The sequence below is a fragment of the Halorubrum sp. Hd13 genome (genome assembly GCF_002252755.1).
Lineage (GTDB): Archaea > Halobacteriota > Halobacteria > Halobacteriales > Haloferacaceae > Halorubrum.
On the sequence record NZ_NHOY01000039.1, the window covers coordinates 1 to 24,648 of the forward strand.

Consider the following 24,648-nt stretch of genomic DNA (forward strand, 5'->3'; position numbering starts at 1 on the left):
CGTTATGGGGCCGGAGGGATGAAAGTAGCTCGCGATTAGTGCAATGTCGGTACGCCGAGACGTAGTTTTTCGGTGTCGTATTCATGATTAGGATTCGTCGTCGTGGTCGCCGCTCTCCTCGTCGATATCCAGATTCGCCGTAAACTCCTCGCGCCGCTCCTCCATCTTGCGGAGCCGATCAGCCTTGTCGTAGTACCGTTTGATCGTGTCCGGGTCCGCGTCGACGCGCTCGCTGATCACTTCGATCGGGAGCCCGCGGTCGCAGTGCCAAGTGAGCGAACCCGTCCGAATGTGGTGCGGCGCTCTCGAGGAGGGACACTTCGACGCGTGGGACCGCTGGATGAACTTACAGCTCCCGCGACTGCTCCCGTGCGGGCACTGCGTGTACAAACAGGGCTGCGTCCCCTGATACGCCCACGCTCGGATTGTCGACTCCGACACGCGTCCCTGGCGTCCCGAGAACAGGGGCTCGCGGCCTCCGTCGTCGCGCTTCTCCGATCGCTCGCGGGCGATATACGTATCGAGCGCGTCCGTGACCGCATCCGAGATACGTACGACACGCTCCCCCTCCTCGTCATTTTTCAGGGGCGTCCCGGACTCCGGCCGGTGATTGAAGTCGACGTATCCGGCGTCGCTATCGTAATCTCCGAGGTCGAGCCCGCGGAGCGCTCCGAGGCGGCACCCGGTGTTCCAGAACAGTTCTAGGATCGCGTGCGGGGCCGTCCCGAAGTGACCCGGATCGTTCCGATAGAACTCGAGGAGCTCCTTCGCGTCCTCCGTGTCGAGCATCGTGTCGCTCGTCTCCTGCGCCCGAGTGAGCTTCGGGACATGGACCTTCTCGGGGAGATCGTCGTCGACCGCCTCGATCGTCTCGAGGTACTGAACCAACTGCGAGACGGCCGTCATCTTGCCCTTCACCGTCGCCGGCGCGTTGTCCTCGCGGAGGAACCGCTCGTACTCGTCGAACAGCCACCCCGAGAGGTCACCGACGCGCTCGACGCCTCGCTCCTCACACCAGATAACCCACTGAGTGAGGCGGGCCCGGTAGCTGCGGATCGTCTTCTCCGAATTCTCCATGCCGCGCTTGTCGAGGAACCGATCGCGTGCCTGACGCGGAGAGAGGTCCGACGGATCTGCGGGCGGGGAACCGACTTGGCTCACCGTGAGTCCCCCATATCCCCGACTCGGTCAGTCACCGGATCGAACGGCCAAGAGCCGATCGAACCGCCGTAGAGGTCGCCGTAGGAGTCGACGACGTCGGTCGCGATCGCGTGGTCCGACCGACCCGAGTGGTCCGGATCCTCCTGCACGCGCTCGCGCTCGCGGTCCTGAATGAGCTGTAAGAGGAGCGCGTTCTGGAGCTCGAGGGCGTCCGCGATACGCTCGAGATCTTGGTTCGGCCGGCCGCCGTCGGTCACGAGCTCCCTCTCGCCGGCGTGGTACCGCACGTCCTCAACGAGCGCGATCGCGCGGTCGGCCTCGAGGTTGCGGCGGAACCGGTCCGCGAGGTCGAGCCCCTTAACACGGCGCTCCTCGTCGCGAACATGGAGCCGCGCGACCACGTCTCCGTCCGTCCCGTGTCGTCGGTCGACCAGATCATAGAGCGACTGCAACACGGCGCGGTGGTCCGCGAGGAGCCGGGAAGCGCGGTCTCGGTCCGAGTACGCGAGCACCGAGCCGTAGCGGTTCCGCCGGATCTCCACTTCTACGGGGCTCACGCCTTCCCACCCCGGAGGCTCTTGTAGGAGTCGGACCCGCGCACGAGCTCGACCTCGTCGCGCGGGACCGTCTCCTCGGTTCGGACGTTCCGAAGCTCCTGGAACTCAGGTTCGGCCTCCGGGTCGTTCCTTCGGGCGCACTGCGCGCACCAGAAGTGGTAGTTCGTCGGCTCCCACGAACGGTGCCCCGCCGGACACCGCCATTGCCACCGATCCGTCTCCTCGTCAAGGTCGATCTCGACCATATCGGAGCGAGCCGTCCCCGTTAAAAAGGGAGCGGCCAAAGGGGTAGGGCGAAACTGGAAGTAGTCGTTTCTTCGGGCGATTCTGCCGGTTCTGTCAGTTCCGCCGCTATGAGTCCTAATCATGATTCTCGGGATAGAGGTCGATTTTACCGGCGAACTCCCCGAGTGACGTCTGCGCCACGTCGTGCGCCGCGCGGTCCGCGCGGACCACGACGGCGAGGGCGTCGGGAGTGGTAGTGAAGCGCTGTTCGTGCTCTCGGACGGGAGTTTCAAGCCCCCGCGTCGAATCGGTGTGCATGGGTTTCGTGTGTAGGCACGGAACCCCACACGGGCCGGCTGTTCCAGCAGCGCGGCCCGCGTCCTTTTCAGGCACGGCGCATCGTTGACGACGGCCGAGTGGGTCCGTGACTGACAGGTGTGGGTTCGTAGGTATTATAATTTTTGACTAATTAGTCACATCTATGTTAACTATCAGTCACTCCAGATCTAGGTACCAATACCACTATGATGATGTTCTAAGACTGCAACCGTATGCGAAAACCGGCGGAGTGGATGCAAATGCCAACTGACGACCGGATTTTAGAGGCGCTTGAGTCCGGTCTCCGCCTTACGCCTGCCGTGATCGGAGAGAACATCGATCGTTCTCGACAACACGTCACGAGACGGCTATCCGAACTCACTGAACAGGGCTTCGTAGAGAAGCCAAAACGCGGCTACTACGAGATCACTGAACTCGGCCGGGAGTACCTTGCGGGCGAGATCGACGCCAACGAACTCGAAGAGGCCGATTAAGTAGCGGCCTCAAAACCTGTCGTACACTTTCCTCAATATAAATCTTGAGTCTGCTAGAATCTCTGCGACCGATCGTAACTGATTGTCCAAGACAGCAATATCCAGAATGCGATCACGATATTGATCAGGAGCAAGAGAATGTTCCAAGATGTAACTGGTGGGATCCAGAGTGGCAAAAGTGTCTCAATGTATAGTTCGATAAAGACTGGCAATCCTTCTGTGCGCTGGGGGATTTGTGCCATTTCGCCGACCCATAACATCACCAACTGTCCAGACGTCGTGAGCCCTCCCGCGATAGCATAGGCATAGAGAGCTTGACGACTGAACAGACTCCCAATAAAATATCGCACACTCTGATCTCGCATTATTTTGCAAGTCCCCCAATTGCCCCAAGAACAAGAGCCCAAAACGCAGTCCCAAGGCCCGACGCTATAAACATGTAGAGCTCACTGATTGACCCTAACGAGAAAGTCAGCAGCCTTGGGAAGAAAAAGAACGGACCGAGAAGGAATATCACAACAAGATCCGTCATAGGTAATCCCCCCCAGCAGTTTTTTTGCTTGTCTGAGTGACTTTAATTGGAGTGAACGATACGACTGTATTGATGATAGCCGATTCGTCAGGCCACGTCGGTCGTTGGTATCCGGACATTACGGTCAATTGATAGGGGCATATTGAATATAAAACAGATGGAAGTTTCACAAAAAATAACTTTTGCAGGTGTGTCTGTAACACCTCTTTTCACGGGAATAATCCTTGCAGACGGGTCTGCAGAAGGTTTCAAGCTGTGCTATACAGAATGACAAAAAGATTAAAAGACCTTCACGGAGCATATCCCCGCGACGATCAGCAGACAAAGCGGAATATTGGTGAGTTCATTTACGAAAGACCGGCGCAGTGGATTCCTCGGGAAACAATCGTGGATCAGTTCGACATCGACGAAAGCGGTGTGTCACGACATATTGATGACCTGTATGAGGATGAGTTTATCCAGCAGACGAAGGAGGATGGACATCGCTCCGTCCAGTGGAAAGGTCGCGGTGCAGGCGGCCTCGACTATTGGTTACGGCAGATCATTCCTTCTCAGATGTGGGCTGCAGGTAGTGAATTACGTCCGTTTTTGACTATAGGGAGGCTTGGAGGGGCATACCTTCCGACGATTCTGTTTGGTATACTGTTTTTTGTTGGGATCGTCACTGCGCTGTCTACCATTGTTGTTTCATATCTCCCCTCAAACTCCGTTTTGGGCCTGACTGTTAGTGATTTAATCTTCCTGACTGGTGGTATTACCGTCACAGCATCTTTATCCTTGGTTCTCGGCATCATTGGCAGATTCTTAGAGATAGGAATGCACTGGATCTGGACGAGTGTCAGTGATAGTTTCCGACGGGAAGAATAATATCACCAATCTCGGGCTACTTTGCTATGCCTAGGAAGACAGTACATATCCCAGAACCAGTCAGTAACCCAGTCCCATGAGCGACGATATTCACGAACGTCCCACCTCCCACCAGCGCCGCCGGGAACATCTGTAGCACCAGAAGCGTCAGCACCCCCACCACGAGCGCCGCAGAAGTGACCTGAAGAACGAGCGTTCTCGATGACGCCTCAACTGTCGGAAGCTCCCACCCGCGCTCATAGAGAACTCCGACGACCTGTATCGCGATCCCGAACGTGACGAGCCCGGCGACGAGCGGTCGCACCGTCCCGGCGTACACCACGTCGATCAGCTGCAACAGCAGTAGGACAAGCGCGATGCCGACAACTTGGGCGAGTTCCGGCCCGTACGTATCCCAGATGGCGCCGACGAACGCGACGATCAGAAACCCACCGAACCCGCCGACGACACCCGAAAAGCCGCGAGAGTATCCCTCGACCTCGGGCAATACGGAGCCGAAGACGAGTAGATCGACGCTGTTGACCACGATCGGCGTCACCACGAGCATTCCGAGGGTGGTCCACCGGAACCACTGTCGCCGATCCGTGTGGAGACAGAGCCAATACGCGTAGCTCACTGCGAGGAGATAGCCGACGACGTTCCCCTGGAGGTGATCGACGCCCGCATGGACGTACGCGGCCGTGAACACCGAGTACCACTGTGGGTTGCTCGGTCTGAGAGCGAGTTGCTGTTGGAGGGTTGACGGTGTGAGAAAGTGGATCGACGTGAGGAGGGCAGGGATTACGAGAATGAAGGCAATGTCTGACCCGATATCGTAGCGTGTTGGAGGAGCTTTGTCGGACACGTTATTTTGTCAACAGAGTCGAGATTCATATATTCTTATCAGTAGCCGGCTCTGTTGAAATACGTAGAGAAGTAATGCCGGACAGTCCAGGTAGACGGGAAGATGAAAATGAACCCCCGTACCAGCAACCAACTGGAGAAGATAATGACGACCCTCAGCAATATTCGCTCATATACTTCATTGAGAAGAATTACCAACTCATTACCATTTCCGGACTATTCGCCGCAATTGCGGTTTATCTGACTCGCCTTTCTCAGGAGCTCGCTGTTGAGGTCCAATATGGAATCGCAGGCAGTCTTCTTGTTTTTCTCATCCTCATGCTGGTAATCATTCAGGATGGATTTGAGACTGCGAGTAATGCTCTTCGAGATGGCGCTTATCTGGACTTTGGAGCGATTACGGTATTGACTGTGGGGATCTCAGCACTCGTGTATTCGGCAATGACAATTGGTGCGCAATATGGGGACGAAATAACACCAATATTGGATATCTCATTGTTTCTCATATCAATAAGCATCTACTCAGTATACCTGATAAACGAGTTCTTGAAGTATGAAGCAAAAAATAATGTTCAGAAGATATACAAGATATCACCACTTATTGCAGTAGGTTTATTGTATCACTACTTCCCTGTCGGTGCCGAAGTTGACAGTATGACAATTGGTGAATTATCTTATACGGTCATTCCGGGTATCGTACTCCATCTCATACTCACTTTTGCTGTACTGCTGTCGGTCAATTTGTTCTCAGATATACTCTCCGATAATAACCGGTTGGCAAAAAAGTCCCAGAGTGATAAGGGAGAATAGGGCTGAATGGTGAAGATCAAGATGATACCGTCAATAGCTGTACTGACCAATCCGGCCTGATCGAATCCGAGAAGAACTCAGTATAAGCTCGTGCGTTGTATTCAGCAGGGTCTCTTCAAACCATCAGCGGGTGAGTATTTCAACAGAATCCTCTCTGCCTGTTATACTTCCAGTTTCACCCTATGCCCATGGCTCACATCCTTTACCTTGACTACCAGTGCTACAGATATGGCAACGACGGACTCAGGAGAGGGGATTCGGCGCCGCGATGTCTTCGTGAACCTCGCTGAAGAGCTCCAACTTCAACGATCGGGTTCCACAGCGCGAAAATGGCCGAGAATCTATTCAGGTTCGAGGAGGGTCGAGACCTCGTCGGGATCGGCCACGAGGCTCAGCGAGCGATCTACTACGAGACCGCTTCACGATCGCTTGTCGCCGTTCAATTCGACAAACACGGCGTATATGCCGGTGAGCAGGAACTTCTACAGCGTGAGCTCGACGATCCAACAGCGTGGATTGAAGCGTACGGTAGCGGACTGATGTGGATCCACCCACGGTATAATTGATCGACACGACATTACGAGAAAATTCTCCGTTTTTACTTTCACCTTGCTCCCCCGAGACGCTTATGTGCCATCGTAAGAAACACGCCCTTAGCGGCGAACAAAAGTCGCGAGTGGATAGACGATCCGCGATTCAATCGATGGTTAGCTTTGTCGAAGTACCAGCCCCGGCGGCTGCTATAATGGCATCCGTCCCGGTGTTGGTCTACGCCGGCCCGGGCGTGGCTCTGGCATACGTCATCCTCGCTCTCGGAGCGTACACCTACGTGAATTCGTAGGGGCTCAGAGTTTAATAGACACTGGGTGTATCTTGACATTTTATCATACTTCGAAGAACCGTGAGGCGAGAGCCGATGGTTAGCTTATTCCCAGCCCCACGTATCCGATTTTCAGCACGACACTACGATGTGGCAGTACCGTGCAGCCGGATACGCGACTTAGGTTGTCTATAGTGCTCTCGCCTGTTTGTGGTCCTTTACTGGGTTGCAGTTGGGTGCGCCGTTACCTGTTGTGAGAGAGTTGACTCTCTCGCACCCGTGATTTGATTCGCGACACTGGCAGATAAATCCAGCGCTACCTTCGAAGGCGCCAATAATCGTCGTTTTAGAGGCTCTAGAAGCATAATTAAGAACCTGTGATGAGCCACAGGCATGGCTTATTTCAGAGACAAGTAGTCATACATCTAGTCTTGTTGGCGCTCCTAATCGGTGATCCACTTTGTCGGTAGAATGAACGCAACTGTCGAATTGTTCGGTCGAGCAGCGGTAATTTATCCTACTGTCTATTACTTGCTTTCACAGAATGCCGGACTCGCCTTGGCAGGACAAAGACCGGCTATACGAGCTATACGTAGAAGGCGGGCTTTCAGCTGCTGCCATCGGTGAAGAGTTGGGATGTTCCGACGTAACCGTCTTAGACTGGCTCGACAGGCACGACATCCCAACAAGGGATCCGGACCCGCCACGGATGACAGGGGAAAACAATCCCCGCTCAGTCTCGAAGGACGACCTCCTAGCTGATTACAAACGAGTTGCAGAGGAGCTCGACAAAACGCCCACCCAATCTGAATATGATGAGCTCGGAGAGTACTCTTCTCAATCAATACAATCTCATTACGGCACTATGGGTGCCATCCAGGACGCTGCCTCATTAGAGCGCCTCAGAAAAGGCCGAGTGACTCTGGAGTGCGAAGCCTGCGGCGACGAGTACAGTGTGAAACACGCAGAGAAGGATAAGAGTCGGTTCTGTAGCCGCGACTGCCTCGGTCAGTGGATGTCTGAGAATATGACCGGGAAGAACAATCGCTACGACTACAATCAAACTGAGTTCACCTGTGAGCGGTGCGGTGAGTCGTATTTCAGAGCTGCGAGTGAGGAAGGTGAGACCCGTTTTTGCTCACAAGAGTGCCTCGTCGAATGGCGATCGCGTGAGTACTCTGGCGAGAATCACCCCCGATGGAAGGATAACGGGGACTACTATCGCGGCCCGAATTGGCACCGCCAGCGGGCCAAAGCACGTGAGCGGGATAACCACGCGTGTCAGAACTGTGGTCGAGATGATTCAGAGCTAGACGTCCATCATATCATCCCTTTTACCCAGTTCGACGACTACGAACGGGCGAATCGGCTCCAAAATCTTATTACGCTCTGCGATAGCTGCCACTCAAACGTTGAATGGGGGAATATTACTGTACAGTCGAAGCTCGGGACGTTTAGCGAGTAATTCATCCTCTGTCTTCAGCACGGCCTCCGATACTATCGGCAATTGAGAATTTCAAATGAACCGGCTCTGTTAGAGTTCTTAGATCCTAGCAGGTTTGAGAGATTTTGCTGAATACAGAGCATAAATATAGCGCTTTAGGTACCCTGTCTGAGCGCTACCACTTGGATTAAGAGAAAAAATATTATTACAACATACACACATATGTGAACTGATGACAGCCAGTCCTGACTGGCTTCCAGCGATTGACGCGAACGCTGCCGCAGCGGCCATTCGCGACGGTATTCAAAAACTGACTGAGAGCGGGGTGTTTAAGATGGCGTCAGGAGTCGCCACGGCGGAGCCGACCTGGCTCGTCGGCGGAGTGGTTATTGGGACCCTCGCAGAAACCAAACTTGTTGAGTACAGTCGGATAGCCGACCGACGCCTCGAGCAATATATCGAAGAAACCGACGCGGACGAACAAGCGTATCGCGTGAAACTCGCAAAGGGAATCAGTCACCTCTTGCCGAAGGGGTTTGGCGACGCCGCAATTGATGCGGCCCGGGGCAATCCCGACAACCTACGGCGGCTAATGGATGAATACTACGCCGGCGAGGGGCGGAGCGACCTAGACGACGCCGTCAACCGGATCCTCTCTGGCGACATTGACGATCTCGGTACGGAGCTGTGTGAGGCGTTCGGTACAGACGACGTGTACGAGGCGCAGGCGTTGTTTCTTGACTTCCGCGACCTCATTGAGGCTCGGCAGGTCCAGGAGACGCTCGAAACAGTACTCGATCTAGAGGGTAGGTTCGTAGACCTCAAGCAGGAACTGGAAGACACGCGAGGCGATCTCCGTGAGAGCTTTCAGAGGCTTTGGCGCGGCGATCTTAGGAAATATGGCTTTGTTCGCCTCACGCCGGTCGAGTTCGATCGCGAGATCAACGACCCCGAAGCGGCCTGGCGGGCGGGGTTCGATCTCATCCATGTGCGGGGGCGAAGAGCGGAGGACGACGAGAACGGGAACGAAGAAAATAATCGACAGAGTTTCGCGGCGGATCGCGACGGAATCCATGATGACGACTGGACCGCCACGGGGGAGCTGCTGTCGGCGCTCCGCGACGGTGATGACCGCCTCGTCGTCGGTCGCGCGGGCTCGGGAAAGAGCACGATTTGTAAATCCGTCGCCTGCGAATGGTACGATGAACCTGACACCGGGGCTGTCTTTTACCGCGAAAGTGGGAGAGGTGACCACTTCACGAATTCGGGGCCACTTGTTGGGGCAGTGCGGGAGAGCGATGGTCACACTCTTGTCGTCGTTGAAGATGCCGTGCGAGCAAGCGCCGAGGGCGTGTACGAGGCGATTACCGACCTCCGCGGGGAGTCGGTGAGTTTCCTCCTTGATGCCCGACGCGGCGACGTAGAACGGTTCGGAGAGCCAGGAGAGCCCGAAACCGGCGCACAAGGAAAACTCGCGGAAGCGTATCGGAACATCACCCGCTACCCACTCAATGAACGCCTGTCAAAAGAGGTGGTCAAAGCGGTGTTCGACCAATTCGAAGCGACGACCGGACGAGATGTGCAGGCATCCCCCAATAGAATCCAGGCGGAGCTTGAACGCGGTGGTGACATTGGACAGATGTTGTTCCTCTCGTATTTCCTGCCCGTCGGCGGTGAGGGCGGCGGTCTATTCAACGATGTGGAGAACAAGTATCAGACGATTAGGGGAGAGGCCGAGGGGAGTGAACATTGGACCGACATCACCGCGTTCGATCCCAACTTGCGGCAGGATGTCGCGCTGACGACGGCGCTGCTGATCGCCACCGGCGTCGGGAACCATCCCGAGCTCCTTCACGCACTTGGGGAGAAACATGGCCGCGACAAGGCGGTACACGAGGAAATCGACGATATTCGCGATGCGCTCGAAGGCTGGTTCGTCTATCCGACTGATGACCCCGACGCTGCGGTGCCGGCAACGACACACGAACTCTGGGCGACATTGTACCTCCAGCAGGAGGCTGAATCGCTCGAGGCAGAGCGAGAGGGTCGGGAGGATCGGTTCGGTACGCCTGACCCGAATCGGTTTCACACCTGCCTAGCGGCGCTGTACGCCGTCGTCGACGATGAGACGTTCCGTGAATATTTGGCGGACGCGTACCCCGACTCAACGGTCCTGCTCCGCGTCGATGACGGCCCCACGGAGTTCGCTAAGCAAGTCGCAATCGGTGTTCTCGAACTCGGGGAAGACCGGCCCGCACTCGCACCGCTGTTTGAGTTTGGGACTGACCGGGAAGTGCCCGCACCGTCGGTCTGTGAACGGAAAGCGGTCGCGCAGATTGAGGCGTGGAAGGGACGCGTCTGTCTAAGGCGAGGAGCGTACAATCAGGCCCGTGTTCACATCGGCCGAAGCCGTGACCTTTTCCAGGAACTCGGCGACCGACAGGGTGTTGCGAACAGCCTGATCAATCTCGGCGCAGTCGCCCAGTCACAAGGCAATTATGACGACGCACGCGACTATTACCGGCAGAGCCGCAGCATTTTTGAGGAACTCGGTGACCGACAGGGTATCGCGAACAGTCTTGGCAATCTCGGCATTATTTCCCGTATTCAAGACGGCTACGACGATGCACGCGACTATCATCGGCAGAGTCTCAAGATCAAAAAGGAACTCGGTGACCGGCAGGGTATCGCGAACAGCCTTGGAAATCTCGGCCTCGTCGCTCAGTCACAAGGTGAATATGACCAGGCACATGAGTATCATCGCCAGAGTCTCGAAATCAAAGAGGAACTCGGCGACCGACGGGGTATCGCGAACAGTCTGAACAATCTCGGTCTCGTCGCTCAGTCACAAGGTGAATATGACCAGGCACATGAGTATCATCACCAGAGTCTCGAAATCAAAGAGGAACTCGGCAACCAACGGGGTGTAGCAGGCAGTCTGAACAACCTCGGCACAGTTGCTGAGTCACAAGATGACTACGACCAAGCACGCGACTATTACCGGCGGAGCCGCAGGCTTTTTGAGGAACTCGGCGACCGACAGGGTATCGCGAGTAGCCTTGGAAATCTCGGCTCAATCGCCGAGTCACAAGGTGACTACGACGACGCACTCGAGCATCATCGGCAGAGCCGCAAGCTTTTCGAGGAACTTGGCGACCGACAGGGTATCGCGAACAGCCTGATCAATCTCGGCGCAGTCGCCCAGTCACGAGGCAACTATGACGATGCAGTTGATTATCATTTGCAGAGCCACGACATTCACAAGGAACTCGGCGACCGACAGGGTATCGCGAACAGCCTGATCAATCTCGGCGCAGTCGCCCAGTCACAGGGCGACTACGACGACGCACGCGACTATTATCGGCGTAGCCGCAGGCTTTTCGAGGAACTCGGCGACCGACAGGGTATCGCAAACAGTCTTGAAAATCTCGGCACAGTCGCCAAGTCACAAGGTGACTACGACGACGCACGCGATTATTATTGGCAGAGTCTCGAAATCAAAGAGGAACTCGGCGATCGACAGGGTATCGCGAACAGTCTGAACAATCTCGGCGTAGTTGCCCGAAATCAAGGCGACTACGATGATGCACGCGACTATCATCGGCAGAGTCTCGAAATCAAAGAGGAATTCGGCGATCAACAGGGTATCGCGAACAGTCTTGAAAATCTCGGCCTCGTCGCTCAGTCACAAGGTGACTACGACAATGCACATAGCTATCATCGGCAGAGTCTCGAAATTAGAGAGGAACTCGGTGACCGACAGAGTATCGCGAACGCATTGAACAATCTCGGCACAGTCGCCCTATCACGGGGCGACTACGACGACGCGCGCGACTATTATCAGCAAAGTCTCGAGATCGAAGAGGAACTCGGTGACCGACAGGGTATTGCGAACAGCCTTGGAAACCTCGGCCTTGTCGCCCGCAATCAATACGACTACCACGATGCACGTGACTATCATCGGCAGAGTCTCAAGATCAAAAAGGAACTCGGTGACCGGCAGGGTATCGCGAACAGTCTGAACAATCTCGGCCTCGTCGCTCAGTCACAAGGTGACTACGACGATGCACGCGACTATCATCGGCAGAGTCTCGAAATCAAAGAGGAACTCGGCGACCGACAGGGTATCGCGAGCAATCTGAACAACCTCGGCGCAGTTGCCAAGTCGCAAGGTGACTACGATGACGCACGGGACTACTTTCGAAGGGCGAACGAGCAACTTAGCGAGATTGGTGCGTTACGCAACGCCGTGACCTCGCTCAGAAATCTCGTTGACGTCTGCGAGCGGATGGGCGATATCGAAGCGGCCGTTGAGTGGTGCGGACGTGCACGGGAATGGACTGAATCTATCGACCAGATAGACCTCTCGAACGACGCCAAGTGGTTCGAAGAAAGGCGTCGAGAACTCGTCTCTGACGGGACTGACGAGTGACGGCGAAAGGAAGCGCCGCGACGGTTGACTGTGGACCCGAACCTCGTAGTATCAAGGATAAAATATAATTTTACTTGACATTCTTGTTAATTGGTTTTAACCTGCAGATTATCAATCGTATTAGAGTATTGGCCTGATTGCTCTGACCGATACGCGCTTAGTATTCAACGCTTCATTTCTATCATCTTTCGAGGAGTTCAACAGAGTCGATGAGCCCTCTCTCCCTGTTATACTTCCAGTTTCACCCTATGCCCATGGCTCACGTCCTTTACGTTGGCTGCCAGTGCTACAGATATGGCAACGACGGACTCGGGAGAGAGGATTCGGCGCCGCGACGTCTTCGTGAACCTCGCCGAAGAGCTCCAACTTCGACGATCGGGTGTCCACAGCGCGAAAATGGCTGAGAATCTATTCAGGTTCGAGGAGGGTCGAGACCTCGTCGGCATCGGGCACGAGGCCAAGCGAGCAATCTACTACGAGACCGCTTCACGATCGCTTGTCGCCGTTCAATTCGACAAGCATGGCGTGTACGCCGGTGAGCAGGAACTTCTCCAGCGCGAGCTCGACGATCCGACAGCATGGGTTGAGGCGTACGGTGGCGGACTGGTGTGGGTCCACCCGCGGTATCGCTGATACGCTCTCATGTTGAAACGGGGAAAGGCAGGATCTTTGCGGCTTCAGTTGTCCGTGGTGGCTATAGACGACTTCTCACACAACCCGGAAACGGTCACACTCGCTCTCGAGTACCGAGCACATACCCGAGGAAAACGATCGCCGCAGTGCCGGCGAATGTCTCAATTCCCGCGACAACACTCGTAAGACCTGACGCTGGCGGATCCGGCGGCGACGTAGTGAACGTCACGACGCTGTAGTACAGGCTCCGACCGAGCGACATCTCTCCTACGAAATGATACACGCCGACGGATAACAGGTAAAGGGCTACCATGAGGCTAGCAACCCAGGTGAGTTGGACTCCATATCCGGTGAACACCTTGGATAACAGCGAACCGAACCACGCGGCAGTGCCTCCGAGTCCTCCTTCGGCGAGTGCTTCCCTACGCCGGGCGCGACGTTCTCGAACGCGAGCACTTCGAGCACGGCCAATTAGTCCGTTCGCGCTGTAGGCTGTTCGGAGTTCGTGATTCGTGCGGGCGATGATGTCGTACCGTTGCTCCGGAGATATAGAATCATCGTCAGTGAAATCAGTCGATATCCTCTCACCTGGCGCATCAATAAGCGTACTCCGAGAGAGAGTTATGCCACTCAACTCCACCCCACCGAGGAATGCGTTGGTGAAGTCGGCACCTTTAACATTTGATTGGGTTAGGTCGGCCGCTCTGAGGTTTGCTTTAATGAGGTCGGCTGCTCCGAGGTTCGCGTCGGTGAGGTCGGCACTAAATAAGTCCGCATTGGTGAGGTCAGCACGCCCGAGGAACGTGTCAGTGAGATTGGCTCCTGTCAGATCCGCGTCGGTGAGGTTGGCATAAAGTAGGAAAGCGCCGGTGAGATCCGCATCCCTGAGACTAGCACTGGTGAGGTTAGCACTTCTGAGGCTAGCTCCGGTGAGGTCGGCACCCGAGAGGTCCGCATTTGGCTCAATGTCCTCTGAGGTAACATCGGGATCGTTGGGGATTTTATACATTGAATCAGGCATACCGACGTCTGTGGGTCGGCATTGGCCTAATTCTACCGTCTAGAACGGTTCAATCGCCTCGAAAAACATAGACGGTTTCTTACACAAGTCGAGTGGCATCCGGGACCTCATTATTGATTAAGAAGCGGAAGCCGCATGCAGCAACGAGTGTATTGCTAACAATCTTGGACTGAACATTCCCTAAAATATTTATAATTGAAAAGACATTATTTTATCAAGTTAGTATGCCCTCCAGCGACCCCGCTTGGGATGAAATGCGTAAGTACGTGTACAAGCGGGATAATTACACTTGTCGTCTTTGTGAGACCGCTGGGGGGCCCCATGGTGAAACCGAGCTTCATGCGCACCATATCAAACCGAAGGGTGCGGGCGGAAGTAACAGTCCAACAAATCTCGTAACCCTGTGTAGATCATGTCATGACTCACAGCATCAGCCTAGTAAACAGTATTATGAAGGCATGCCCATCCCTGATTTGTCTGAGGTGTATTCAACTTTGGATGGTATTTCGCAGGAAGATATTATTCCTATTCACGAAGTTGGGGATCAAGTCACACAAACCGCATATTCCGAAGAAATAGCGAATAAACGCATAGAAGCTAACAAAGAAGTGGAGTACCCCTGGGTGGCTGAGAGGAAGCCGTATGATGAAACAACATCAACTCCGGAAGGCAGCCATACATCTGAAAGGAGATATGATTCAGACATCGAAAACTCAACTGTATCTGTAAATAAAAAATACAAGAGCTTGAGTAGCTCTGCAGGCGGTGAGAGTTCCCCCGGAATCGAAGCAGATTCTTCGCAGGATCAGACACCTTCGGGATTAATTGAAAACACCGCAGACGAGGATCATCAGGGTCCAGATGGATCTAACGGCTCAATAGTAGCAGGGATAATCGTTCTTGCAATACTAAGCGCCATACTGTGGGCAACATTGCAAATTGTTCAATGGATAATTGGGTTCCTACTGTGAAGTACATACCCCCTCAACTACCCAACGGCATCTCAGCTGAATAGTAGTTATAACACACAGATTAGCGACTTCTAGAACAAGTCGTCAACGAACCCCCTGAATCAGCCCTGATCACGCCGGTGACCGCGTCGGTTCTGCCGTACTAAGTGCTATCTTCTTTTGGAAGTTCACATGCGATTAGAGGCGACCGGTAAGGAGGACCAGTACAAGTGTTGGCTCACCGACGACGACCTCGAGGAGCTCCGTCGCGCCGCGGGGAGTCACCGCGACGACCTCGTGATACAGCTCGGCGGGTTCGTCGGGCTCCGCGCCTTCGAGATCCCGCAGGTCGCGCCGAAACACGTGAAGCGGACCCCCGACGGCGACCACTTCCGGCTTCGCGTGCCGGAGGGGAAGGACACGACCGGGAGCGGCGGGAAGCCTCGCGACGCCTACCTGCCGCGGGAGGTCGAGGGCGATATCCACCGGTACGTTCGGTCGGAAGACGTGGGGCGCCACGAGCCGATCGTCGACCTCTCCGAGAGCGGGATCCGGGCGGTGGTCAAACGCACGGCCGAGCGCGCGGCGGAGGCCACGGGCGACGAGGACTTTCTCCACGTCTCGAGCCACGATCTCCGGCGCCGGTTCGCGCAACGACTCCTCGTTGATAAGCAAGTGAACCCCCGCGTGGTGATGCAGGTCGGCGGGTGGGACTCCTTCCAGGCGATCGAACCGTACCTCAACGCCCCGACGCCCGACGTCGTAAACGACGCCTTTGAGGAGGCTGGATTCGCGTAGGATTGCTGATGTAGATACTACAGGTCTTCGATGAATGAATCAGTTACCTCACGGATAGACTCCCACTCGTCGGCACTGGTGATTTTGAGTTTTTGCCTTCTTTTCCAATTACCGTCATTCCGTTGCCAGAGATAAACAGCAACTTCAGTGCTCCCGAACGACTCAGAGAGTATTACTGCCTTCCACCAATTGGCATTCTTGTAGATCGTGTTTGACTTTCGAACGTCCAATTTTTCGTGGACGGGAAACTCGGATGCTTTCGAGCTCATGCAATACATGCGATGGGTGTTTAGGAATTAAACGTTGTTAGGGGGGCTGTATTCTTGGATTTTCCAAACTACCGAAACCGCACCGATTTTTGAATCTCAACCGCCGTACCTTCGGCATTTCCATAGAAATGGACACACGTCCGAAATCGCAACTTCACATCTGAATCACCACTGTGAAGCTGTCTTCTTCATCCTGCGTGGACGATAGTGGCGAACGACGTTCTCACACCCGTTGGGTTCTGCCGTTTTATCCGCTCGCTGACGGCTCGTCTTTTATATCGGCTCACGCGGCGAGCCGGTGAAAGGCATGAACGACAACGACACGGGCTCGGAGAAAGAGTCCGATGGCGAGGCGAAGCGGTGGACCGACTGGTCTAACCACGGAGGCGACACGTGACTTGGGATCCGGACGGGATCGTGGTCGGTGAGGGCTTCTGTTCGTACGTTGAGGACCTGAGAGAGACGAGTAACTACGCCGCGGGCGGCGGAAAATCCCACTTTTCCGACGATATGACCGACACAACCAGCGACGAGAACGAACAGATCGAAACCACAGACGCGGCAGACGAGGCTCTCGACGCCAACATGACTCGACGAGGGTTCGCGGTCGCGGTCGGCATGACCGCGGCGACGGCAGCGGGGGCCGGGACGGTCTCGGCACAGTCGAGTCAGACGATCAACTTCGACTCGGAGTACGCTCACAACCCGACAGCGGTCGGGACGGTGACCGTCGAGGAGCACAACCCCGAGTTCCCCGACTTCGGGTATATAGCGGACGACGACTCCGAGGCGGAGCTGGAGACGGCCTCGCTCGCGTCGAACGACGACGAGACGACGCCGCACAACCCGGTGCGTATTCGCGCGGACCGAGTCCACTTTTCGGACCGGCGAGCGTTCCCGCGCGACCTCACGACGACGGACGGGGACGGGAATGAGGAGGACGGGTCGGCGCTCGACGCGGAGTTCTGGACGACCGACTCCAGCTCGACCGCGGGGACACTCACGCTCGAGGACGCGTCGGACGACCGACTCCGGATCGCGACGTCCGGCCAGGGCTCCGGTGACACGGCGGTCTCGACGTTCTCGGACTTCACGATCGGCGACGGGGAACAGCGGTCGATGCTCCAGTTGATTCTCAACGTCGACACGCTGGACTCGAGCGCGGTTGTAGACGTGGAGGTCACGGACGCGTCGGCGAACTCGGTGGTCGCGACGATCGACTCGTCGGCGGACTCGGCGAGCGACGCGACGATCGCGACGGCACAGGGCCAAGGCGTGCTCTACCAGCAGCAGCTCGGAGAGCTCACCGGCGGCCAGGACCTCGACACGCTCGAGGAGATCTCCGTGACGATCGCGGAGGGGAACGCGGACCTCACGTTCCACGCGCTAAACCTGGAGTCGTCGTCGGCGTGGGACTTCGGCACCCGCGAGTACCTCAACTCCGACGACGAGGTCGCCACTCGCTCGGTCACGGAACAGGTCGGATACTTCGGTATCACGTCGCTCGACACGCTGTACGATTCGGGGCGGCTCTCGGATGCGACGCTCCACCAGGTGGAGTATCCGGACGCGGAGATCGGCGCGACCGGCGTCTCGCTGGAGCTCACTCAACCGGACCGGTACGAGTACGAGCACCGCCTCCAGGCGGTGTACAACTTCGACCTCGACTCGGCGTACGACCTGTCGATCACGCTCGACCGGTGGATCGACGAGGTCGCGCACCCGAGCGGTCGCTACCTCAACATGGAGATCGCGACCAGTCTCGACGACACGGTCGCGGTCGACGAGACCGACGACGTCGAGTGGACGTCACGGCGGTCGACGTACACGGACGGGTCGATCGGCGACGAGGTGGAGCTCTCGACGACGATCTCCTCGTCGGGCGTGTTCTCGCTCTCGGAGGACGTACTCCTGCGGAGCGACGAGGCGGACGAACTGGTCGTCTCGAGCGGAGCGGCCATGGGGCCGACCGGACGGCAGGGCGGAGGGTGGTTCTCCAAACTGCTATCGATCCCGGGAGCGATCGCGGGGTCGATCGCGGGCCTCGGGCTGATTAGGATGCTTCGCGGAGGGGCATAGATGTCGTCCGGCGACACGTACGTCGAGGCTGCGAAGGGGACCTCCGTGACGGACGCGCTCCGCCGGGTTATCACGGCCCCGTTGCTCGCTTTCGCGGCGGGTGTCTCCGGTCTCGTGGCGACGGCGACCGACCAGGTCGGCGAGGTCATATCGGCTCTAGGGTCGGTGCGGGACTTCATTGAGCAGCTCGTCGCTGAGGGGCCGATTGTAATCCTCGAGGCTGGGGCGACCACGACGGCCGCAGAGCTCGGAGAGTTCGGTATCGCGGCGTTCGCAGTCGGGGTTGGTGTGGTCGGTGTCTCGTGGGTTATCTGGACGACTGTCGACCCGGAGATCCCGCTCCTCGACCAACTGCTTCCGTGGAGGTAGCAAGTCATGTCTCCCAACGAACCGGCCGACTCTGGAGGTGCGACCAGTGGCGGGATTCTCACGAGCTTCGACCTCGGGTCGGCGAAAAGGTTCGTGACGAACGGTACCGTCGACTGGAGGTCTCTCGTGGCGTACCTGATGACGATCGCGGTGCTGATCGTCTCGGAGACGCTCGGCCGGATCGTCTCGGGGGTTCTTGCACTCCCGCGGAAAGGGATCGACGCGGTTGGAGACGTGTACGCGAGACTCGCGGAGGAGGTCGTGGGCTTCTGGCCGTCGGTGTTCTCGACCTCATTCGACTCCGCTGGTGCGTCGCTGCCAGACCTCGGACTGTTAGGGTTCGTGGCGGCAGCGGTGTTCGTCGTCGTGTGGTTCCTCGTACTCAACGAACTCCTCGAGGTGCTCTAAATGGGTGTCTTTGACGCTGGAGGTGGAGGTGGAGGAACTGACGACGGCGGCAGTACCGACGACGGCGGCAGCACCGACGACGGCGGCAGCACCGACGACGGAGGGAGCTCGAGCGGGAGCTCCGGAGGGATAACCCGCGGAATGGTGCTGGGCGCACTCGGTATCAGCGCCAGTTTGTGGGCTGCACTCACTGATTTCGCGGATCGGCTCGATTCGGCCGACTCGTTCCGCGAAATAGTGGTGGAGATCATCCTCACCGAATTGGTCGGGGCTGTCCTCTCAATCGCCGAGTACCTGTTCGGGGAGATACTCTCCGCGGTCGAGATAGTCTCACAGTCGTTCTGGGCGTCGATTGTCACCCCCTTCGGGGAACTGTACGACGCCTTTACCGACCCGATAATCGGAACGCTCGTGTCGATCCGGTTATCCGTTGAGGCCGCAGTGGCGAGCACCGGGCTCGCGGCGCCGTTCGTGGCACTGTCAGGCTGGGTCGCCGTCCTCGTCGTCGTGGCGGTGGTTATCGGCGTTCTGTGGGGGTTCTTAGAGACGTATCTTCCGACGGAGGCGATAACTCAGAACGCCCAACTCGGCAGGGACCTAGCTCTTGCACCGGTCCGTATCGCACGGCAGGTCCTATCGGGGGCGTCGCGAGCTGTTCGTGGTGAACCCAACGGAGGCTCAGATGACAGTTAAAGACCTGATAGGCGTCCCAGTCGGATTCGGAGTCGTGTTGGACGGCCTCCTCACCGGCGGGGACTTCATGCTGATGCTCGGAACGGAGCTGTACACGCCGCTGGCGGTCTCGGCGTCGTGGATAGCTCCTGAGGTATCGTGGATAAACGAGGAGATAGTCACGCTCCTGGCGGTCGCAGCGGCGTCGCTGTACGTGACAAACGTGCTCATCAACGTATATGAAACCAGAATCGCAGACGGTGACGAATAGACCGAACGGGGGTGCGCCATGGCGGGCGTGACCCTGTTCGGAGTAACAATGTCGATTTGGGGGTGGTCGCTCCTCCTCCTCGGAGTCGTGGCGATCGTCGTCGGACAAACGACGTCGGACGACGAGGGCGCCTTTACGGGCGTCGGCGACTCGCGGATCGGAGCTGCCGGCTGGGGAGTGACGCTCGCCGGCCTCGCGTACATCCTGTACCTGTCGTACACGGCCTCAGACGTGACGAACGCGTTCGCGTGGGCCGTCGGACCCGGGCGCGTATGGGCCGGCCTCGGGATCGTCGGCTACGGCGGGTACACTTGGACTCGAGTCGCCGACGACGTCGAGACCGGCCGCGGCATGGTCGACGGGCTCCAGGACGCGATCCGGGAGCCGATTCTCCAGTTCGGGGGCGTCGTGACGACGATCCTCGTGACGGCGGTCGTCGGCGTGATCTCGGTCGCCCTCGTCGGCGGTGAGCTTCTCGGATTCGGACTCGGACTGTTCGCGGATGCTCCCGGGTTCACCGCCGCGATCTTCGCGACGGTGCTCGGATTCGTGTCGACTGGCGGGTCGCTGCCGCTCGTCGACGCGTTCGTTCCGGACGTGCTCCGGTCCATGTCTCCGGCGTACTGGGTGGCTATCATGCTCGGCGTGATCTCCCTCGCGTTGGGGTTCGCGTCGGACAACTTCGAGGAGGGACTCCGCTAATGGAACCTCTCCTCACTCTCCCGGTCGCTGTTCCGGCTCAGGAGCGGGACGTGAGTGGCCTAACGGACCGTGCGTACCTCGACGTGCTCGGTCGGTGTGTGTCCGCCGCGATCGTGTTCTGGCTACTCGGACAGTTGGCGATCCTCGACGCGGGGGCGATATCGTTCGGCGCGGCACTCGCGTCGGTGTTTGTGCTCATGTACCTCCTCGACTGGTTAAGTGAACTCGTCCGGCAGACGGTCGTCTACGCCGGGACCTGGCGGTACGGAGGGCCGATCTAATGCGTCGCGGGCGGTGGGTGCTCGCGATCGTCGCGGTCGTGGTCCTGGTCGGCGCCGCCGGCGTGGCGGTGACGGCACAGGAAACGTCCAGTTCGGAGTCGGACCTCACGCTCGAGGAGCTTCGCCAGGAGGGGACGAGCTACAGTAATTCGCCGCCGTCGGTGCGGATAGAAGACGAGCGGATGTACTGGGTCGTCCACTGGCCGGCAGGAATCTCGGGGGACCCCGGGAATCCGGACGACGATCAGTGGCTGTACCTATCGCCCGACGACGTGGTAAACCGGAACTCGGTGTACCTCCGGACGATCAACGTCCAGGAGCGGGAGGAGGTGACCGTGACGGTCGCGACGTACAACGTCGACGAGCGGGAGGTACACAACTCCGAGACGAACACGACGACGACGGAACAGGTCGCGCGGAACGTCACGACGAGCGAGCACAACGTGACGCTTCAGCGCGGGTGGGTGCTCGAGGAGGTCCCGATCCCGGAGTCACAGGACGGGCAACAAGTGACCATGTGGGTCGGCGACAGCGACGAGCTCCGGTGGAACTTCGAACACCGGTCGACGGCGACCACTCAGGAGCTCCCGTTCGGGAACTGGGGCGGCCTCCTCCGGTGGTCTATGGCGGTGTTCATGCTACCGCTGGGTCTCGGGGGCGTCGTCTCGCTGTACGGGTCGAAGCGAGTGATCGCTCGGACCGGGAAAGGACCGGGATACGGATACGGCGCGTGGATAGCGGTGTTCGCGCTTATCGGGGCGTTCGGCGTGGCGAGCGCGTGGGGGAATGTGACGCGGTTCCTCGTCCAGTATCCGTACGCCATGGTGCTGTACGCGCTCCTGTTCCTGTTCGTGTTGATGCTGGAGACGTTCGAACAGCACACTCGACTAGTCCGGTTCGAACGGGACGAGATAGAACAGGCGACCATGCCGTCGGACGAGGTCGGCGTCGACCAACTCGCCTCGGACGAGCGCGAACTCACAATAATCGACCGCCCGGAAGAGCCGGCGAAAGTGGCCTCGAAAGGCGTTCTAGCGTTCCTCGCGCGGTTTGTGACCGGAGGGGCCGCGAACCTCCGAACTGTGAACCCGGGCCATGAGGAGGCCGACGAACACGGGGAGACGGATACCTATAGGGACCCGCTCCGCTGCCAGGCGACGGTACGGACGGGACGCGTGGACATGCGTGCGTACGTTCACCCGCTCTCTCCGTCGATCGTCACCTACGAACCGGAAGGGTTCGACCTATCGCTTCCCGACCTCGAGGAGCGCGACGACTACGTGTCGCTCGCGACGAAAGTCGTCTTGGTCGCGATCGTGGCGTACGTGGCGACGCAACTGTTCGCGGGCCTCGGAGGGCTCCTCGCGGTTGCGGCCGGCGTCGGATGGATCGGCCTCCGTCCGAAGGAGGCTTACGCCCGTGTGTGGGCCGCTCCGGCCCACTACCGCGCCGCTCGCACGACGGCGCTGCACTTGGCGGAGGAGACCGACGACGCTGAGACGATCGAAGCGGAGCGCGAGAAGCGTATTCGCTCGGAGATCACGACCGAGAAGGAGAAGATGGACGCGGTCGACAAGCGCGACGGAACGCTCGTCGACGAGATGTTCAGCATCGACGCCGACGAGGACGATCTCCCGGGCGAGGCCGGACCGAACGGAGGTGCCACCGGTGGCGACGACTGAATCGGCGGCGGAGGTCGACGGGAAGTTTGATCCGGCGGAGGAGCTCGAGGGCGGCTCGTACCGCCCGGCGCTGGTCAAACTTGTCGAGGACGTTCGCGACTCGGAGCGACGTCTCCTCCGTGGGTTCGGGAGCCGGAGAGAGATTCTCCTGTGGACTCAGGAACTCGCGGTCCGGACGCTCGGAGAAATGCCACAGGACTGGTTTCACCAGATGGCACGCCAGTTCCGAGGCGTCCCCTCGAGTGACCAGGAGCGGACGCTGGTGTCCACGCTCCTGCGGCCGAACTACCGGACCCGCGACCTCGCGGAGGCGAAGGCGCGCGAGTTCCGTCGGCAGCTCTCAGCGAAGACGATCCGACCGGCGGCACACCGTGCGTTTCGGGAGCTCCGAGCGGACGCTGGCGAGTACGTCGATAACGGCGACTCGGACCAACACGCGCCCGGAAAGCAACAGTTCGTCGCCATGCGCCCGGCGATTCACGAACTCCACGAAAACCAGGAGTCGACGCTGGAGGCGCTCCTGGACGGGTTCGACGACCGGGAGGCGATACTGGACTGGGGGCACGACCTCGAGCTCGCAACGCACGGGGAGATCGACGAGGAGTTCGTGACCCGGTGCTACGGTGAGCGGTCGACACGTCGCCTCCTCACCGACGCCGGCCAGAGTGATCGGCGCGGTCGGGAGCTGTTCGCCGCGCACTACCTGATACCGGTGTTCAACCGCGGCGTACGCGACCTCGCTGGTCGCGCAAAGGAACAGGCGAACGAACAGCTAGAGGAGACGTCCACGACCACACTATGAGTTCGAAACGACAGACGACGGTTGAATCGGTAAAATCGGAGGTTCTCGGAGAGTTCCGGGAACCGATCACGCTTAAGTCTTGGACCGACGCGCGGTCCATGCGCGAGGAGTTCGGTATGGCGCCGTGGGATCGCGAGGGGTTCGAATGGCCGAGTGTCATTCCGAACTGCCTCGAGCACAGTTGGGACTCACCGTCCAACGAGGTCGACGGCGGGACGGACTGGCTAGCTCGGGGGAAGCCCGGGACCGGAAAGTCGACGCTGGCGAACTACCTCACGGTCCGGCTCCTAGAGACCAACGGCGAGAAAGTCGTGTGGCGCGGGTCTTCCTCGAGGTCGGAGTGGCTGCCGCTGGCGCCGTGGACGACACTGTACCTCCCGGCGGGTGTGGACATGAGAGTGCGCCTCGAGCCGAAGGTGCCGACACGGCAGGCGGTGGAGATCGACGTCGACGAGCTCACGGAGATCGTGCGCGAGGTGCGTCGGTACTCCGACCCGCGGGAGCTCAACAAGACGCTCGACGAGGGCGCGCTCCACGTCGTGTACCCGGACCCGTTGATGCGCGGGTGTCAGGACGTGTACGAGGATAGCCCGGAGAAACAGTACGACACGCCGCCGAAGCGGGAGACGCTGTTCTCGGAGGCGGACCCGGCGAACCACTGGTGGTTCGCGTGGTTCCTGGCTCGCGTCGAACACGGTCCGCACCACTGGACGTCGTGGGTGTGCGACGAGATCGGCGACCTGTGTCCACAGTCGGCGAGTAAGGACTCGTTCGGGACGTATCAGAAAGTCGAGCTACTGAAAGACACGTGGGTCGACGCCCGGAAGTTCGGTCTCTCGACGTTCGCGTTCGCGCACTCGGAGACGGACGTCCACCAGATGATCCGGCGAAAGCTTCGCTGGCGTGTCCAGATGCCCGGAACGGCGAACCCGACGAAAGCGAGCGACGTGGTCGGGTTCGAATCGGTCCGGATGAATCACGACGTGACGTCACGGTGCGACGTCGGTGAGGCGCTGATGTACACCGAATCCAACTTTGAGAGCTTCGGCTGGGACGACATGCCGAGCCCGAGCTCGTACAAACTGAAGATCGCGCCGGAGGTGCGCTGATGCTAAAAAATAAAATCAACGACGAGACGCTCGAGGAGACCCGGGGTCGAACAGTTCAAACAGGCGTCCGCAGGCGGCCGGCGGCGAGCGCGAGCTCGC

General features: G+C 58.3%; 25 protein-coding genes and 1 pseudogene. 20 read left to right on the forward strand and 6 right to left on the reverse strand.

All coding sequences use genetic code 11. The annotated features are described in order from the left end of the window. Positions 1-87 precede the first annotated feature (87 nt). The 3 genes from DJ81_RS05265 to DJ81_RS05275 form a co-directional block, all read right to left on the reverse strand. Positions 88-1,077: a tyrosine-type recombinase/integrase gene (locus DJ81_RS05265; protein WP_249269079.1), complete on the reverse strand. Its 990-nt coding sequence runs from the start codon at positions 1,075-1,077 to the stop codon at positions 88-90. An 80-nt stretch (positions 1,078-1,157) separates the two neighbouring features. Beyond that, entirely contained in the window at positions 1,158-1,718 is a 561-nt protein-coding gene (locus DJ81_RS05270) for a hypothetical protein (RefSeq protein WP_094588815.1), read from the reverse strand. Next, positions 1,715-1,963: a hypothetical protein gene (locus DJ81_RS05275; RefSeq protein WP_094588817.1), complete on the reverse strand. Its 249-nt coding sequence runs from the start codon at positions 1,961-1,963 to the stop codon at positions 1,715-1,717. Before DJ81_RS05275 ends, DJ81_RS05270 begins: the two co-directional genes overlap by 4 nt. Positions 1,964-2,494: 531 nt before the next feature. Here DJ81_RS05275 and DJ81_RS05285 point away from each other — a divergent pair. Both DJ81_RS05285 and DJ81_RS18705 read left to right on the forward strand, forming a co-directional pair. After that, the gene (locus tag DJ81_RS05285) at positions 2,495-2,755 is read left to right on the forward strand and encodes a winged helix-turn-helix transcriptional regulator (RefSeq protein WP_094588821.1); all 261 of its coding nucleotides are present in this window, start codon (positions 2,495-2,497) and stop codon (positions 2,753-2,755) included. 919 nt (positions 2,756-3,674) lie between these two features. Further along, entirely contained in the window at positions 3,675-4,154 is a 480-nt protein-coding gene (locus DJ81_RS18705; RefSeq protein WP_141212536.1) for a hypothetical protein, read from the forward strand. Positions 4,155-4,170: 16 nt separating this feature from the next. Here the strand turns inward: DJ81_RS18705 and DJ81_RS05290 are convergent, their stop codons facing one another. After that, positions 4,171-4,998 (reverse strand): hypothetical protein, encoded by an 828-nt coding sequence (locus DJ81_RS05290; protein ID WP_094588823.1) that lies wholly within the window; start codon positions 4,996-4,998, stop codon positions 4,171-4,173. Positions 4,999-5,072: 74 nt separating this feature from the next. On the opposite strand from DJ81_RS05290, the gene DJ81_RS18710 reads away from it, so the two are divergent. The 5 genes from DJ81_RS18710 to DJ81_RS05310 all read left to right on the forward strand — a co-directional run bounded on the left by DJ81_RS18710 (position 5,073) and on the right by DJ81_RS05310 (position 13,136). Then, entirely contained in the window at positions 5,073-5,807 is a 735-nt protein-coding gene (locus DJ81_RS18710; RefSeq protein ID WP_141212537.1) for a hypothetical protein, read from the forward strand. A gap of 329 nt (positions 5,808-6,136) precedes the next feature. Beyond that, positions 6,137-6,373 carry a hypothetical protein gene (locus tag DJ81_RS05295; protein ID WP_094588825.1) on the forward strand — a complete coding sequence of 79 codons (237 nt, stop codon included), beginning with the start codon at positions 6,137-6,139 and terminating at the stop codon, positions 6,371-6,373. Between the two features lie 798 nt (positions 6,374-7,171). Further along, positions 7,172-8,092, forward strand: coding sequence for a homing endonuclease associated repeat-containing protein (locus DJ81_RS05300; RefSeq protein ID WP_094588827.1), 921 nt, complete (start codon positions 7,172-7,174; stop codon positions 8,090-8,092). A gap of 211 nt (positions 8,093-8,303) precedes the next feature. Then, complete coding sequence (locus tag DJ81_RS05305; RefSeq protein ID WP_094588829.1) at positions 8,304-12,503, forward strand: tetratricopeptide repeat protein; 4,200 nt, start codon at positions 8,304-8,306, stop codon at positions 12,501-12,503. 294 nt (positions 12,504-12,797) lie between these two features. Further along, positions 12,798-13,136, forward strand: a complete 339-nt coding sequence (locus DJ81_RS05310) for a hypothetical protein (protein ID WP_249269080.1) — start codon at positions 12,798-12,800, stop codon at positions 13,134-13,136. A 94-nt stretch (positions 13,137-13,230) separates the two neighbouring features. Here the strand turns inward: DJ81_RS05310 and DJ81_RS05315 are convergent, their stop codons facing one another. Further along, positions 13,231-14,157, reverse strand: coding sequence for a pentapeptide repeat-containing protein (locus tag DJ81_RS05315; protein WP_094588831.1), 927 nt, complete (start codon positions 14,155-14,157; stop codon positions 13,231-13,233). Between the two features lie 254 nt (positions 14,158-14,411). On the opposite strand from DJ81_RS05315, the pseudogene DJ81_RS19980 reads away from it, so the two are divergent. From DJ81_RS19980 to DJ81_RS05325, 3 genes and pseudogenes are all read left to right on the forward strand, one after another. Next, a pseudogene (locus DJ81_RS19980) lies at positions 14,412-14,576 on the forward strand (HNH endonuclease); the annotation flags it as partial. Between the two features lie 39 nt (positions 14,577-14,615). After that, positions 14,616-15,128, forward strand: a complete 513-nt coding sequence (locus tag DJ81_RS05320) for a hypothetical protein (RefSeq protein ID WP_249269081.1) — start codon at positions 14,616-14,618, stop codon at positions 15,126-15,128. A 171-nt stretch (positions 15,129-15,299) separates the two neighbouring features. Next, positions 15,300-15,905, forward strand: coding sequence for a site-specific integrase (locus tag DJ81_RS05325; protein WP_094588835.1), 606 nt, complete (start codon positions 15,300-15,302; stop codon positions 15,903-15,905). Between the two features lie 17 nt (positions 15,906-15,922). Here the strand turns inward: DJ81_RS05325 and DJ81_RS18715 are convergent, their stop codons facing one another. Further along, the gene (locus DJ81_RS18715; protein ID WP_141212538.1) at positions 15,923-16,174 is read right to left on the reverse strand and encodes a hypothetical protein; all 252 of its coding nucleotides are present in this window, start codon (positions 16,172-16,174) and stop codon (positions 15,923-15,925) included. 510 nt (positions 16,175-16,684) lie between these two features. On the opposite strand from DJ81_RS18715, the gene DJ81_RS05330 reads away from it, so the two are divergent. The 10 genes from DJ81_RS05330 to DJ81_RS05375 all read left to right on the forward strand — a co-directional run bounded on the left by DJ81_RS05330 (position 16,685) and on the right by DJ81_RS05375 (position 24,549). Beyond that, positions 16,685-18,253, forward strand: coding sequence for a hypothetical protein (locus DJ81_RS05330; RefSeq protein ID WP_170938250.1), 1,569 nt, complete (start codon positions 16,685-16,687; stop codon positions 18,251-18,253). Then, the gene (locus DJ81_RS05335) at positions 18,254-18,622 is read left to right on the forward strand and encodes a hypothetical protein (protein ID WP_094588839.1); all 369 of its coding nucleotides are present in this window, start codon (positions 18,254-18,256) and stop codon (positions 18,620-18,622) included. 6 nt (positions 18,623-18,628) lie between these two features. Continuing rightward, positions 18,629-19,030, forward strand: coding sequence for a hypothetical protein (locus DJ81_RS05340; protein WP_141212539.1), 402 nt, complete (start codon positions 18,629-18,631; stop codon positions 19,028-19,030). After that, positions 19,031-19,723 (forward strand): hypothetical protein, encoded by a 693-nt coding sequence (locus DJ81_RS05345; RefSeq protein WP_094588843.1) that lies wholly within the window; start codon positions 19,031-19,033, stop codon positions 19,721-19,723. Next, on the forward strand, positions 19,713-19,973 hold the full coding sequence (locus DJ81_RS05350; RefSeq protein ID WP_141212540.1) for a hypothetical protein: 261 nt from the start codon (positions 19,713-19,715) through the stop codon (positions 19,971-19,973). Before DJ81_RS05345 ends, DJ81_RS05350 begins: the two co-directional genes overlap by 11 nt. 48 nt (positions 19,974-20,021) lie before the next feature. Further along, entirely contained in the window at positions 20,022-20,675 is a 654-nt protein-coding gene (locus DJ81_RS05355) for a hypothetical protein (protein WP_141212541.1), read from the forward strand. 50 nt (positions 20,676-20,725) lie between these two features. Then, a complete protein-coding gene (locus DJ81_RS05360; RefSeq protein ID WP_141212542.1) occupies positions 20,726-20,956 on the forward strand; it encodes a hypothetical protein in 231 nt (76 codons plus the stop codon). Beyond that, entirely contained in the window at positions 20,956-22,638 is a 1,683-nt protein-coding gene (locus DJ81_RS05365; protein ID WP_094588852.1) for a hypothetical protein, read from the forward strand. Before DJ81_RS05360 ends, DJ81_RS05365 begins: the two co-directional genes overlap by 1 nt. Continuing rightward, entirely contained in the window at positions 22,625-23,440 is an 816-nt protein-coding gene (locus tag DJ81_RS05370; RefSeq protein ID WP_249269082.1) for a hypothetical protein, read from the forward strand. The genes DJ81_RS05365 and DJ81_RS05370 overlap by 14 nt, the downstream gene beginning before the upstream one ends. A 116-nt stretch (positions 23,441-23,556) precedes the next feature. Continuing rightward, positions 23,557-24,549 (forward strand): RNA helicase domain-containing protein, encoded by a 993-nt coding sequence (locus DJ81_RS05375; protein ID WP_249269083.1) that lies wholly within the window; start codon positions 23,557-23,559, stop codon positions 24,547-24,549. The last annotated feature ends 99 nt before the right edge of the window (positions 24,550-24,648 follow it).